We start from the raw sequence: 14,427 nt of genomic DNA on the forward strand, positions 1-14,427 counted from the left end.
AAATCAGCCGGACAATATTGCGTGGCTCCTGAACATTCGCGGCAGTGATATTGCCTATAACCCCTTTATCAATTCGTTCCTGACTTTGGATCGCGAAGGGGCTGTGCAATGGTTTGTCGATCCGCAAAAGGTGCCACAGGACTTGACTGACTTCGAACTGGATGGCGTTGAAATTTGCGCACCAGAACGGTTTTTGCCGGCCATTGCGAACCATACGGCCAGCGACAAAGTCTTAGGGTTTGATCCCTTGTTCACCCCCGTGGCTGTGCAATTCGCGGCGGGCGAGAGCAGCCAGATCAAACATGGCCGTAGCGCCATCACCCTGACCAAAGCGATCAAAAACGCCACCGAGCTGGGCGGGATGCGCGATTGTCACAAGCGCGATGGCATTGCCTGGACCGAGTTGGGCGCATGGTTGCACGCGAATGTCGCTGAACGCTTTGCAGCGGGGGATCCCGTCACCGAACTGGAGGTGACGCAAAAGATCGAACAGCTGCGTGCGCAACTGCCTGGCTTTGAACAACTCAGCTTTGATGTGATTTCCGGGGCTGGGCCGAACGGTGCCATGTGCCACTATAAAGTCACCAAACAATCCAATCGTGCGCTCGACCCAAATGAGATTTATTTGCACGATTCCGGCGGTCAATTTGCTGACGGCACAACCGACAGCACCCGCACCTATAATTTTAGTAAAACTTCGCCTGAGTTTTGCGAAAATTATACTGGAGTTTTACGTGGATTTTTGGCGCTGGCGACGCTCAAATTTCCGCAAAAATCTTTCGGCCATCACATCGACGCCATCGCCCGTGCGCCGCTCTGGTCAATCAAAAAAGACTATGATCACGGCACGGGCCACGGGGTCGGCCACAATCTTTCCGTCCACGAACAACCCCAACGCATCGGCCGCGCCTTCAACGATGTGGAATTGGTGCCCGGCATGGTGCTGAGCATCGAACCCGGTTACTACGTGGCCGGAGAATATGGCATCCGCATCGAAAACCTGTTTGAGATCATCGACTTAGGTGACGGTTTCTACGGCTTTGAGACCCTAAGCTACATGCCCATCGAAACCAGCGCCGTGTTGCCAGAACGTTTGACCGAGACCGAGCGCGACTGGCTAAACGCCTATCATCAAAAGTGTTTTGAGCTTTTGATAGATCAAGTCAGTGCGGACGCGCTTGATTATCTCAAACGCACCACACAGCCAATATAGTAAGAAGGCGGCCCAAGGCCGCCTTTGCTTTAGTCGCCAACGCGTTGCACGTCATAAGTGACATTCACTTTGCAATCGGCCATGCCCATTTGCTTGAGCGCGGCCATTGCTTCGGTGTCGCCCATCAACGTCCCCAGCTCCACCAATGTGGTGCCTTCAATTTTGGTGGGGGAGATCAATTGCATGGTCACGGTTGCGCCCACGCGGGTGCAGCTGCTGGTGTCAGCATTGGCGCAGCTTGAGCCATCAAAAATCTTGCCCTTATAGCTGTTCTCGCCTGTGCTTTCCCATGCCATGGGTGCGCCTTCTTCGTTGAAAATATTCATTGAATTCGGGTCAAATTTGCCGCCCCATTCGATGCGGCGTGTTTCGCCTTTCTGGGTGAAAGCACCATTATTTTGCAACATATTTTCCATCATGGGGTTGCAATCTTCCACGCTGCCACCTGTGGCATCGCCGCGCCACAATCCGTCTTGCGGCACAATCGGCGCCGCGTCTATGGCAGCGGCGCTGGTGAGTAGAATGAATGAGCAAAGGGCTGAAATTTTCATCTTCATCATCTTGGTTCCTATTCTGAGAATGTTGTGTCGTCGGCACTTGCAGTGACGATGAGCGGTTTGCGCACAAGCACAATGCGGCCATCGCGCCCTTCCAACACATAGCGCAACTCAAAGGTGCCTTCTTCAGTGGGGGCGGTAAGGCGGCCCACACCATTTTGGGCGTGTTCCGTATAGAAATAAGTGATCTCGCCGCTAAACTCTTCATAGCCGGGGGTCACAATATCGACCCAGTCGCCAGAGGTGTTTGGCGCGTTGAATTGCACTTCAAACTCATCGCCGGGTCTCACCTGCTCAGGCGCCACCAAATTTGCCGTTGTTGGCAAAACCGTGAGGGGCACGACCAAACCAACAGAGCGACCTTGCTCGCCTTGCACCACATAGCGCAGATCATATTCGCCCGGTGTAATAGGCATTTGCAATTGGGCCGGATTGCCATCGCGGGCCCAAGCATAGGTGACTTCACCATCGGTGCGGGTGGCCCCACGCTCTATCGTGTCGATATAATCATCGGCGTTGTTTGGCCCTTTCCATGTCACGTCGACCATCTCCCCCTGTTCGGCGGATTGTGGTGCGTCGAGCACAAATTCAGCTTCAGTTACGGTGATGGCGAGGGTGGCAATCGTGTCCCAGCCAGCGCGACCTGTCCAACGATAGCGCAAAATATAGTCGCCGGGCGTGGCGGGCATTTTGAACAATTGCGGATTGCCGTTGGCCGTATAGATAAAGTCGAGGCCAGCTTGTTCAGGCGTTTTGGCCGAGACAATGTCGATGAAATCATCTTCAGCATTTGGCCCGTCCCAACTTACTTCAATGGCTGTGGTGATCGGCGTGCTTTGCTTATCTACCGTTAGTTTCGCGGTAGGCAGATCAATTGGCTCAGGCTCAGCCAGCTCGGCTGTTTGCCCAACGGTTTGATTGAGTGCGGTGGTCAGGCCATCGGCGTCTTTCGCGGACACATATTGACCACCCGTATTTTGCGCCAAACAGGCAACTTGCGCGCCTTCTGCTTGGCTCAATCCAAAACCGATTACGTGCGCGGTGAAATCAATGCCTGCTTCCTCCAACTCGATGCCGAGGGCACAGGGGTCCGCTGCGCAGGTTTCTAGCCCGTCGGTCACAAGCACAACGGTCGCTGGCTCTTCAGAAAAGCGCAGCGCCTCGGCAGCTTGTCGCACCGCGGCGGAAAGCGGTGTTTTACCTTGGAACCGCATTTCATTGACGGCATCAATAATCGCTTCAGATTGGCCCAAGGCAGGTTGCACCAACACCTCAATGTCGCTGCAATCGCCCCGGCGACGGTGGCCATAGGCGACGAGGCCCAAAGCCCGGTCTGCTTCCAATTGCGGCAACAGATCGGCCACAGCTTCGCGTGCAATTTGCAGTTTTGGTACGCCCTCAATTTGCCCCCACATGGAGCCGGAACCGTCCATCACAATAATGGTGCGGCCCGCCTCTTGTGCAGACACAGCGGTAGCGCCCATTGCCAAGCTGGCAATGGTGATCATGGCAAGTTTTTTCATTTTTCCTCCCTAGGCGGGCTTGGTTGGTTCTGGTTGCGGGTCTTTCGGACCCATGCCAGCCCAGCCTGCGGCTTTATTGCCCAATTCTTTGAATTTCTTGGATGCGCCTTCCAAACGCTCTTCCCATTCAGGGTTCGGCACTTGCCCATCGGTGACCTTGAAAAAGGCTTGCAGCAAACAGGCGATGGCGAATGGTTCGATCAAGGCGGCTTTGACCGCCCATGCGAACAGAATGGCAAACACAATGCCACCAGCAGACCATGCGCCAGGCATTAAATAGACCACCAACCCGGCAGGGGCCAACATCACCAAAAACACAAGGAAGGACAGCAGATAAACAAACATGGTGACCCATGCAGCGTTGATCATCATTGGCTTTGCATTTTGTCCATAAAGCACCAATGCTTCGCGCGCGCCATGCCAAGGGTTTTCCGCATTTGTGCGTAAGATATGCGCCAAAACCACTTCGTCGAGCAGACCAACGGCCACTTTAAGATAAGCGCGCACCACGCCCATAATCCGGTCCAATCCTGGAATAGGCAGCAAAGACATCAGGCCTTGCAAAAGTCCGGTGATGGCGTTGATCACGCCTTTCACCAATTGGTCGATGCCGAACAAAATTGAGGCTTTGCCAAAGTGGTTTTTCACGATGGTTTGCGCGTAGGCGACCTGATTTTGTGGCAATTCGCGCCCGTCCAAAGCTTCGATCATCACCGCGATATGGCCAGCTTTGACCATATAGAGCGTATATTCACGCAGGAAAAAGATGATGCCTAAGGTGAGTGCCAAGCCGATGCCGCCACCCCAAAAAGTGGTGGTGCCTTGAAAATCGGCATCACCCATAAAGCCGACGCCATAGCCAATGCCCGCCCCGGTGCCGGTGATCAGCACGATAGAAACGGCGACAATAAAATAGACCGCCATCCGAAACAGCAAGAAGGGTGCGGTTTGCCGCATCAATCCCATCGACTTTGAAAAACTAAAATCCCACATCAAATCTCTCCTTTTGTCTTGCGCTAGCAGACAATAATTTTTTCCAACACTACCATTTGGTATAGATTATGAAAAATGGGGTCAGAACCCGCTTAAAATGCCTGCGCGCAATGCCTGTCGCAAAAGCAAATTGGCGTGGGTGAAGGGCATTGAATGGCCCGCATCTTCAACCAGATGCAATTGGGCTTGCGGCAATCTTTGAGCCATTTTTTCAACTGCCGCTTGCGCAACGGTTTGGCTTTGTTGCCCATGGAACAAATGCACGGGCAGGTCCAGATCATCCAGCCAATCCCACCAATCGAAATTGGTCAGGCGCATATCGTCAGTGAAGCCCAAGCCTTGTTGGGCGGTGACCAACGCAAAGCTTGTTTCAAGCGCCGCAAGATATTTGGCTTGGCTTAAGCGATCCCGGTCAAATTCTGCATCTGCAAATAATAATTGCGGGATGATGTCCACGCCCTTTTTCTGAATTTGACCAATGCCCACATTGACGATCCAGTGCATAAAGGCAGGCATTTTTTGTGCGGCCCAGGCGTTTACCCGGTGCAGCTTGGGCATATGTTCGGTGTCATCCATGCCACCCATGGGCGGGGTGGTGGCCCCGGAGATCAATGCCATGCTGTGCTGCGGGAATGTGCGGGCGAAGGCAAAGGCGAAATGGGTGCCAATATCTTGCCCCATAATCACTGCTTTTTTCCAACCCGCATGATCCATAGCGCGTTTGGCCTGACGCATCGCCCGGTCCACAGGGTCCATGTCTTTTTCCAATGGGTTGGCCCCATAGCCGGGGCGCTCAATCGCGATCACATCTAACCCCAGAATATGTGCCGCGGTGCGGCCAATATCTTGCGGCATAATGCCGAAAAAGGCGCCGTGGAAAAACAAAACCGGGCAACCGCCTGCAAGGCCAAACCGCCGATAAGGCACCCAATCACCATCCAAATGATCGTGATTGAGGGTAATCGGTGTACCTTCAGTCAAATCCTGCCGCAGTGCAATTTGGTCGAGCATGGTGCCCGCCGAGGCGACAATCGACACCAATTGCGCCTGTGAACGGGCGTTGGTTTTGTTCAGAATGGATTTTATGTGCTGCCGCACCGTGCTGGTTTTTCGGTCGGCATGGTCGGCAATGGCTTGCGCATCCATGCCCTTCACCAGATCATTCAAGATATGTTGCTCAGTGGGGGTGAGCCCATAAATATCTTCCAGTGGTTGCGCGAGCAACGGCGAAAGACCAGCCCGAATTTCGGTAAGCAACAGCCGCTGGCCACTGCCCAGCCATTGGCCCGCAAAGATCAGCTTTTGATCTTCACATCCATGAAATCGTAGCAAGGTGGGCAGGTTTTGATCTTGCTGCCCCGTATCGGGCAGATTGGGCTCAAATTCGCTGGGATGCACATGCTGCCCCACTTCAATGGGCAAAATGCGCAGCGCCCGGCCATTGGCAGAATTGACCAAGCCGCGTCGATCCATCAGCAAAAGGGCGGGTTCATCCCCTTCTTCAATATCTTCCAAACGATGCACCAGATCATCCAGCAAAGCAGCTTTGATCTGCTCATCTTGAACCTGCTTCGGCGCATCAATCTTTTGCGCGACCTGATCAATAATTTGCTGGTAAATCTTGTACATAGCCAAATTCAGCTGAAAATCAAAACAGCAGAATAGGCCGGATTGCACAAATTGTAAGCCCTTTTTAGCCGCTTAAAGACAGCAACCTATGCGGGCTTGTTTGTCAGTGCGGCGTAAATGCACACAAAGAGCTATTTATCGCTTTTCAGATTGAAGCCAAATTACGTCGCCGATGTCGTTGTTCGGCTGATAGTTGATTTTAGCATCTTGCAGCAATGTACGGATCTTGGGGAGGTCGTAGTCGGCACAGGCGTTAAACAGTGACTTGAGGAGTGTGTCGAGTTCACTTGCGGTGAGGTGATGCTCTTGTGCGCACATGATCCGCTCATGACTTGTTGCGGTCGGGTTTTCACCGATCAGGAGCTCTTCATAGAGCTTTTCGCCAATACGAAGACCCGTAAAATTGATTTCAATTTCGCCCGCTTTTTTGGCCTCTCGATCATCTGTTACAATGATCGGCTTAAGACCCTGCAGCCGGATCATGCGTTGGGCAAGGTCGACGATTTTTACAGGTTCGCCCATGTCCAACACAAAAACTTCGCCGCCTTTGGCCATGGCACCCGCTTGGATCACCAGTTGGGCCGCTTCTGGAATGGTCATAAAGTAGCGATTGATTTCAGGGTGTGTGACGGTTACTGGTCCGCCCTTGTCAATTTGTTGCTGAAAGCGCGGAATTACGGAGCCTGAAGACCCCAATACATTGCCAAACCGCACCATTGAAAATCGAGTTTCTATCGATTGGTTGGCGTAGGTTTGGCAGATCAATTCTGCAACCCGTTTGGTGGCCCCCATAATATTGGTCGGCCGCACGGCTTTGTCTGTCGAAATCAAAATGAAGGAGCCGACATTGGCGGCAATCGCCGCTTTCACAATCGTATCTGTGCCAAAAACATTGTTGCGGATGCCTTCCACAACATTTTGTTCGACCAAAGGGACGTGTTTGTATGCGGCGGCGTGGTAGATGGTTTCAACTTGGAAACGCTTCAAAATCGCTTCGATGCGATTGTGATTTTGGACAGACCCTAAAACAGGCGAAATCTCAATGTCTTTTGCTCTCTTGTCGCTTTCCAGCTCGTCTTGAATGCGATAAAGCGCATATTCTGAGACTTCAAGCAGCACCAATCTTTTTGGTTTTTGCACCAGAATTTGCCGGCAAAGTTCACTGCCGATCGATCCGCCAGCACCGGAAACCAACACGATTTTGCCCGTAATATTTGCCGACAATAGATTTTGTTGTGGCGGAATGGGGTCGCGGCCCAGCAAATCATCTGGTTTCACTGTTTGCAGATCGCCAATATCCGCTTTTCCGGACACCAAATCTCGCATACCAGGAATGGTGCGCACTTGGATTTCAAAAGGTTCCAGCCGAGAAATAATCGCTTTCCGCGCACTTACAGGCGCGCTCGGCAAGGCAAGCAGGATCGCCTTAACGCCAAACCGCTGTATCAAGTCGCCAATTCGGTTTGGCCCATGGACTGGAATTCCGCCCACTTCGGTGCCATGAAACTCCTTTGCGTCATCAATAAATGCAACCGGCTGATATTCTGCGCCTTGCTTGAGCGCGTTCAGGAGCTGTCGGCCGGATTCACCGGCACCATAAATCAACACATTGTCGTTGAGCTTAGCGCGCTGCTGAAAATAAAGAGCACGCAACATGAACCGGACGCCACCAATGAGAATGAAGGCGATAAATGCGTAAATCGCTGGTACCGAACGCGGCACTTGAAGGCTAAGCAATTGGCTGAACACCAGCATCATGGCGGCAGAGACCAATATGCCTGTGCCAATTGTCAATAAAGCTTGGCCACCAATATAGCGAATGACCGCGCGGTAGAAACCGATTCGGGCAAAAAGCAAAATGCTCGCAGGGATAACAAGGAGCAGGATGGTCCAACGGTCGGGATAGGCGGCAAACCAAATGCCATCAAGGCGCAACATCATGGCGAGCAAATAGCTGAACGCAATCAAGATGATATCAACCGCGACTTGGATGGTCCGTTTTGTCCAGCGATTGAGACCAAAAAGAAAGGTCAAAAATTTGTTTATCATTATTATGCCGCCCTAAATTCGGCACAGGATAATCATTGAGTACCGATTTGCCCACCTCATAAAGCATAAGATTTTGAATGCAAGTCGATAGATAACAATTGACTGAATTGGGCAACGAAAGACTAACCATCACTCAGAGATGCCCTCAAATCGGTGAGGCAATCGTGGCGTGAACCAAGCGATTGTTGCGCATTCGTGTTGTGATGTTGTGATTGGGATCTAGGGCGCAGATCCGAATCCTGATTAGACTTTACGATGGGCTACTATTTGGCTGCTGCGATAAGTTTTACGTCCTTTTTTGAGTTGTAGTTTGTGTTTTAGATTTAAAAACCAGCGGACAGCCCAAACTTGGCGCTTAAAGCTTGATAGTTGGGGTCGCCGATGCCGTCATAAGCGATGCTTAGGTCGAAGGACTGATTGGCGTTGCCATTTAGAGTGAGGCCGAACTCGGTTTTGGCGCGTAATTGTTCGCCAATGGTGTTGGCCCCGTTTGCGGTGGCAGAGTCGAAGGTCCAAATTCCGTTGAGGGCGACATATGGGGTCAGGTGCCATCCATTTTCTAAAGGCTGCGACCAAGCGAAGGTGGTGCCGAAGGTTAGGTCGCCTAATCGCGTTTCCTGTTCTGCAATGGTAAGGCCCAAATTGTTCACGAAAGCATCGGTGCGTTCATAGAAATAGTTCAGGCCAACATCTGGCCGCACGGTGAGCTGGTCCAATTCAACTTCGCCAAACAATGACGCATTGAGCAGGCCACGTGTGGCGCCGAACTGATCTTCTGCCGTGCCGGCTGTTGAGATGTGGTTAAAGGAGCGGCCAATCTTTGCGGTGATGTCGAGATAAAGATTTTCGCTGATTTCGCCCGTGTAGTAAGGCCCGACCATAAAGCCAAACCCGTTGGTGTAGCCAGTGCTACCCGTCAGGTTGGCGTGCGTGTAATCTATTGAAGCACCAATGCCGATGATGCTGGTGGGGCTGAGCAGATAATCATAACCCATATGCAAAGTGGCAAAGTTGCCCGCATCAATATCGGTTTCGAAGCGGCTGAAAGTCGCTTCTGCCCATGCATCCCAATCTTGCCGTTGTTGACCAGTTTGGGCGGTTGGGTAATTAAGTTCAATCGCATCGCTGGCGACATTAACCGCCACAGGCATATGGCCAGCGTTTGGTGCTTGAAACCCGAATAAATTGAAACCGCCGGGTTGCGCTGCATTACCTTGAATTCTGCCCAGCCGACGGTTTTGGCGCGGTTGGTTGCTGATAATCTGGCGGGCACGGCCATCGATGAAGTTCTGCACTTGGGTAGATGTTTCGCCCGCGGCGTTATACATGTCGAGCGTACAAACAATGTTTTGGGCGGACACAAGATCAACCTCAATTTTATTGAGACTTGGGAGCACTTGGCCGTCGGTATTATCGCAGCTTGAGCTGGTTAAGATAAAGCCTGCGGGTAGGGCATAGGCCACTGAATAGCTCCCAGATCGCACCTGCATCTGTCCTGTGCTACCACTGCCACCAGATACATTTATGGTTTGATTGAATGCCGGGGCAGATGAAGAGAGAGCCACATTGCCGTCATCGACCGAATTTACGCGCACTTCAAGTGAACCCGGCGGGATGTGGGTGACGACCACATCAAAGCTCTGGTCAGCGAAATTGCCTGCTATGTCTTCTGCGCGGTGGGTGATTGTTGTTGTGCCAACTGGGAAGGCGCTACCAGAAGCAAGTCCGCTGGTGCGCGTTATGGTGGGGCTGCCAACATTGTCTGTGGCAGTCGGTGTTGGGTAGGTCACAATCGCAGAGCTCTCATCAAAGGGAATATTGATGTTGATATTGCCTTGGGTTGAGGAGAACGTTGGAAGCTCAGCATCACCTACAATGACTGTAAATTGCTTTGTATCAGAGTTGCCCGCAGCATCTTCCGCGAAGACCGTGACCGTAGTGGTGCCGAGTGGGAATACATCGCCGGAATTCAAACCTGTCGTTGGGGACGTCGTGACTGTGGTCGCCACCGGGCCATCAACGGCATCCTCTGCGTTGAGCGGGAAGGTCACAATAGCTGTGTCCTTGCCGGGATCCGTTGCTTGAAAGATTTGTGTGGGAACATTTATAACCGGTGCCGTAAGGTCTCTTACACCAGATAGAACATTTGACGCATTGTTGGCGTTTCCAGCGAAATCATTTGCTCGACTGGCCGGTATGCTGATTGAATATGGCCCTTCGCCGGACAAAACCACATTAGCCCAATAGGCCGCTTCGCTGCCACCAAAACCAGCGATAGAAGTAGCCGTGCCGCTCAACTGAATATCCGAAACATTAAAGTGAGTTACGGTCTCATCAAAGTCGATTTCTATGGGAATTGTTGAAGCATCAGTTGGCGAGGACAAAGAGGTCGATAGTGTCACGTCAGGCGGGTTAACATCATAATAGTAAGTTGATTGCAAACCGTCGATCACCGTTACGTCTACCATTGAATTTCCCGCCAAATCGACGACCGAATGAGTGGGATTGACTTCCATTCTCACTATCCCATCAACTGTTTTGGTCGCAAAAGGGACGGTGCGGGTAAATAGATATACGCTGGGGGACAATTGTGTCACGGAGCCAGTCATGGAGTTCGAAAGCGCACCATATAGATATGGTTTGCCGGTTCCCACATCCACACCGGTCACATCTTCCGTGAATGTTACTTTCCATGTGAACACATTATTTGTTGTATAGGGTGAAACCGGATCATGCAGCGTTATGGATTGAACCCTTGGCGGGGTTGTATCCTGTGCATTGGCTTGGATCGCAAATACATTTGATGCGAACAGAACTAAGAAGATTAAAGCTAAAGATTGAAGTAGGCGTTTCAAAATTTGTTCCCATCACCGTGCACAGTCAAAAATCAAAAAAGCAGCCGAAATTGCTTTGAGAAATTGGCTTGTGAGGTGAGGTGTTCCATGCCTGCTAAACTGCAACAATCCCCATTTGGGACCAATTTGTATCGAATTTAAAAATAGCGTGTGAGGGGACGGTTTCCATAGCGTTTGGCAACCAACCTATTGCCGAAACTAACTGTTAGCGAAAAGACAGCCGCGACGGTCAGCCTTGGGCGGTGCAAAGCTCTGGGTTGGCGGATCAAGTGCGAGCGGAAACATCCGGTCCCATTCGGCAACCATCATATGGTGGCCCATATCCGGCAAAATGTGCAGAGTTGCATTTGGGAGTTGCGCCGCCAAAAATTGTGCGCCTTCAAGTGGCGCGTTGATATCTGCATCGCCATGAAACAATTTGATCGGCACATTAATGGCCGCGAGATCATAGGTGACTGGCGCGGCATGGAGCTTGATCTCTTCTATGAAGTTGCCAACTTCCTCCTTATCAAAATTGTCCATCAAACGGCGTGACCGTTCGAGAAAAAGCGGGCAGGTAAATATGGCGCGCTCATGTGCGCATTTGGCCACTTGCGCGCTTTTCGCGTTAAACCTGTCAATATCGTTGCGCATGGAACGGGCGAGCAACGGCATAATGCGATCGAGCATTTGCGGCCATTTGCGGGCCACCACATGAATGAGGTGGTAGGAAAAATCCATCTCCCGCCAGTTTGGATGTTTATATTCGGGGCAGCTGGCGGAAACCAGCATGAGCCGAGAAAACAAGTCTGGACGCGCATGGGCTAAGCCAAGCGCCGTGCTTGCACCATAACCATGGGACAGGATGGGCAAATCGCTTACCCCCAGTTCCTCAAACAAAAGCGCCAGATCATCGCCAAATTGCGCGAATGTTTGCCACACTGCACCTTGTTTTGGTTTTGAACTGTAGGCTTGGCAATTTGCGATTAAACGGATGTTTTTTGCCTTGAGAACGGCGTTCACCTCGTCAACACCGCCAATACAGTCCAGCGTGCCGCCACGAATACCGTCAATGTAAAAGATGGGGCGTCCCGTTTCTGGACCGAGAGTGAAATAGCGGAAGGGGTGGCCATTGGACAAAATATTCAGGCGGCGTGGCGCACTGATTGGGCCTGTGTTTGATTTGGCCGTTGGCAGCATCATAAGCGGATGCAACAACAAGGCGCGGATCAATTTTGCCTGCGTGCCATACCCAGATTTTGAATAAATTGATTTAAGATATTTCCGGCTGGTCTCATAAGTAATGTCGCATTCTTTTGCGGCCTGACGTAAATCAGTGCTGTGCAAAAACCGGCCAAGCAATTGGCGCTCTGCTCGGGTCAATTCATGCTGGGTGCTAAATTGATCAACAACCAACCCCAAATCGACATCGCGGGTGAGCAATATTTGCGCATCAGCGTGGGACATGCCCATTTGGGTGGCCAACGCTTTTGGCACCAACACATAGACACGCGAATGGTCATTATGGCTTTCCACCCAGCTATCGACAGTGCCTTTGGCTTCGCATTGCGCAAGCCTTGTGCGCAACGCACGATCGATTTTCGCGCCAACTGCGCCTGCCGTATTATGCGTGACGACGCCAGCATGGTCGATAAGGCAAATTTCTGGCCCTGTGTGCCGCAATGTATCTTGCACGGGCTCTGTTGAACTGTTCATTTGCACATGAAGAGCGTCGGCCCGATCAAAATGATCCATTAATTCTGCGGCTGACACGTCGTGCACGGTTTCAAGCGGCGTCACGTGATCAGCTAAGCCCAAGAGCAATTCGGGCCATGTGCCACCATCCACCAGTGATTGATAAATTCCGTGAACAAGATCAGACGGCGCTTGGCGCATATGGATAAAGTAACCTTGAAAGATGTGAGATATTTCGACAGATAGGCCCGACCCATTGGCCGAGTTTTTCACAACCTAGCCAAGAGCCGTTAAGGCCTTAACAAAAGAACACAAAAATTTCGATCAAAATATGAGGTTTTGAGGGCAGGCGATCATTATGCGCGTTTTGACACGATATAATTTTCGATTTTCTGCACCTCTTCATCGGTGGTGCGCAAACCCATTTTTGTGCGGCGCCACAAATAGTCTTCGGCGGTTTGCACCCACTCTTTGTCCACTGCCCAATCTAGTTCACAGCCATAAATGCCATGGCCAAATGCCTCGCCAGCGTCAATTTCATCCGTCACATGTTCAAAAATATGGAACACATCCGTGCCATAGGCTTTGACCAGACGCCGCGCTGTTTTCTCATCGAGAAATGGGCTGTTGGTCAAAAGTCTTTCGATCAATTGGTCGCGGCCATCATGAGGGAAGTCACCGCCGGGCAGGGGAACGCGCTTAGTCCATTCCTCTTTCAGGTGCGGAAAGAAATGTGCGCATTTGGCAATGGCGGATTCTGCCAAGCGTCTATAGGTCGTGATTTTACCGCCAAAGATGTTGAGCGCTGGCGCATCGGCACTTTCATTCAGTTTAAGCACATATTCGCGCGTGGCCGCTGTGCTGGAGCTGGCATGATCATCATAGAGCGGGCGTACGCCAGAGTAGGTCCACACAATATCGTCGCGGGTTACTGGTTTTTCAAAATAGTTCGAAGCGAACTTGCACAGATAGTCCTGTTCTTTTGGCGTGCATTCTGGCGTGACAGACAAGTCCTCGTGGTCTTCATCGGTGGTGCCGATCAAGGTGTAATCTTCTTCATAAGGGATGGCGAAAATAATCCGCCCATCTTCCCCTTGGAAGAAATAGGCCTTGTCGTGATCATATAGTTTTTTCGTAACAATATGGCTGCCGCGCACCAAACGCACCCCTTCATTTGTGCGCATGTCGGCCACATTATGGATAATGTTTTCTGCCCACGGACCGCTGGCATTGATCAGCATTTTGGCCTGATATGTGCGCGTCTCACCACTATTTTGATCTTTAGTGGTCACGGTCCAAATGCCACCTGACGATGTGGCGCTGATGACTTTGGTGCGGGTCATAATATTGCCGCCGCGCGATTGAGCGTCGCGGGCATTGAGCACCACCAAGCGCGAATCTTCCACCCAACAATCAGAATATTCATAGGCGGTTTTATATTTGGGTTTGAGCGGGGTTCCCTCTTTAACCCGATCGAGCTTAAGGGTTTTGGTGACCGGTAAGATTTTGCGGCCGCCCATATTGTCATACATGAATAGACCCAACCGCAGCAGCCAACCGGGACGTTGGCCCTTGCGCCAAGGCATGATGGTTGAAAGCAATTTGGAGGTTGGCGTTTCTGACTCAAACCGCATATCCGGATGGTAAGGCAGTACAAAGCGCATCGGCCATGAAATATGCGGCATCGCAACCAAAAGATTTTCACGCTCGAGCAAGGCTTCATGCACCAACCGAATTTCAAAATATTCCAGATAGCGCAAGCCGCCATGAAACAATTTAGTGGAGGCTGAGGACGTGGCGGACGCCAAATCATTCATCTCCGCCAAGGCGACAGAAAGGCCGCGCCCCGCTGCATCGCGGGCAATGCCGCAGCCATTAATGCCGCCGCCAATTACGAACATGTCATACGGCTTGTTGGAATATTGCTCGGTCAT

9 protein-coding genes are annotated in these 14,427 nt (G+C 51.5%); 1 reads left to right on the forward strand and 8 read right to left on the reverse strand.

Features of this window, described 5'->3' with window-relative positions:
• Window positions 1–1,213 (forward strand): aminopeptidase family protein P (locus ACP15Y_RS16375; protein ID WP_424984186.1); only part of this gene is annotated, 1,213 nt, incomplete at its 5' end.
• A 29-nt stretch (window positions 1,214–1,242) separates the two neighbouring features.
• On the opposite strand, the gene ACP15Y_RS16380 is transcribed toward ACP15Y_RS16375, so the two are convergent.
• From ACP15Y_RS16380 to glpD, 8 genes are all read right to left on the reverse strand, one after another.
• Complete coding sequence (locus tag ACP15Y_RS16380; RefSeq protein ID WP_424984187.1) at window positions 1,243–1,773, reverse strand: hypothetical protein; 531 nt, start codon at window positions 1,771–1,773, stop codon at window positions 1,243–1,245.
• Between the two features lie 8 nt (window positions 1,774–1,781).
• Window positions 1,782–3,293: a vWA domain-containing protein gene (locus ACP15Y_RS16385; protein WP_424984188.1), complete on the reverse strand. Its 1,512-nt coding sequence runs from the start codon at window positions 3,291–3,293 to the stop codon at window positions 1,782–1,784.
• A gap of 9 nt (window positions 3,294–3,302) precedes the next feature.
• Window positions 3,303–4,286, reverse strand: coding sequence for a hypothetical protein (locus tag ACP15Y_RS16390; RefSeq protein WP_424984189.1), 984 nt, complete (start codon window positions 4,284–4,286; stop codon window positions 3,303–3,305).
• An 81-nt stretch (window positions 4,287–4,367) separates the two neighbouring features.
• Window positions 4,368–5,915: an alpha/beta fold hydrolase gene (locus ACP15Y_RS16395; RefSeq protein ID WP_424984190.1), complete on the reverse strand. Its 1,548-nt coding sequence runs from the start codon at window positions 5,913–5,915 to the stop codon at window positions 4,368–4,370.
• A gap of 135 nt (window positions 5,916–6,050) precedes the next feature.
• Window positions 6,051–7,964 (reverse strand): polysaccharide biosynthesis protein, encoded by a 1,914-nt coding sequence (locus tag ACP15Y_RS16400; RefSeq protein WP_424984191.1) that lies wholly within the window; start codon window positions 7,962–7,964, stop codon window positions 6,051–6,053.
• Between the two features lie 323 nt (window positions 7,965–8,287).
• A complete protein-coding gene (locus ACP15Y_RS16405; protein WP_424984192.1) occupies window positions 8,288–10,480 on the reverse strand; it encodes an HYR domain-containing protein in 2,193 nt (730 codons plus the stop codon).
• A gap of 537 nt (window positions 10,481–11,017) precedes the next feature.
• Window positions 11,018–12,694 (reverse strand): serine aminopeptidase domain-containing protein, encoded by a 1,677-nt coding sequence (locus ACP15Y_RS16410; protein WP_424984193.1) that lies wholly within the window; start codon window positions 12,692–12,694, stop codon window positions 11,018–11,020.
• A gap of 155 nt (window positions 12,695–12,849) precedes the next feature.
• Window positions 12,850–14,427, reverse strand: coding sequence for a glycerol-3-phosphate dehydrogenase (gene glpD / locus ACP15Y_RS16415; protein ID WP_424984194.1), 1,578 nt, complete (start codon window positions 14,425–14,427; stop codon window positions 12,850–12,852).

Origin of the sequence: Maritalea sp. S77 (assembly GCF_049801075.1) — a bacterium.
Taxonomy (GTDB): domain Bacteria; phylum Pseudomonadota; class Alphaproteobacteria; order Rhizobiales; family Devosiaceae; genus Maritalea.

Bases quoted from the DNA above. Each gene is read 5' to 3' on its own strand.
- ACP15Y_RS16385 (WP_424984188.1), bottom strand. From the start codon at position 3,293: ATGAAAAAACTTGCCATGATCACCATTGCCAGCTTGGCAATGGGCGCT.
- ACP15Y_RS16380 (WP_424984187.1), bottom strand. From the start codon at position 1,773: ATGATGAAGATGAAAATTTCAGCCCTTTGCTCATTCATTCTACTCACC.
- ACP15Y_RS16395 (WP_424984190.1), bottom strand. From the start codon at position 5,915: ATGTACAAGATTTACCAGCAAATTATTGATCAGGTCGCGCAAAAGATT.
- ACP15Y_RS16410 (WP_424984193.1), bottom strand. From the start codon at position 12,694: ATGCGCCAAGCGCCGTCTGATCTTGTTCACGGAATTTATCAATCACTG.
- glpD (WP_424984194.1), bottom strand. From the start codon at position 14,427: ATGACCGAGCAATATTCCAACAAGCCGTATGACATGTTCGTAATTGGC.
- ACP15Y_RS16390 (WP_424984189.1), bottom strand. From the start codon at position 4,286: ATGTGGGATTTTAGTTTTTCAAAGTCGATGGGATTGATGCGGCAAACC.
- ACP15Y_RS16405 (WP_424984192.1), bottom strand. From the start codon at position 10,480: ATGGAAGTCAATCCCACTCATTCGGTCGTCGATTTGGCGGGAAATTCA.
- ACP15Y_RS16400 (WP_424984191.1), bottom strand. From the start codon at position 7,964: ATGATAAACAAATTTTTGACCTTTCTTTTTGGTCTCAATCGCTGGACA.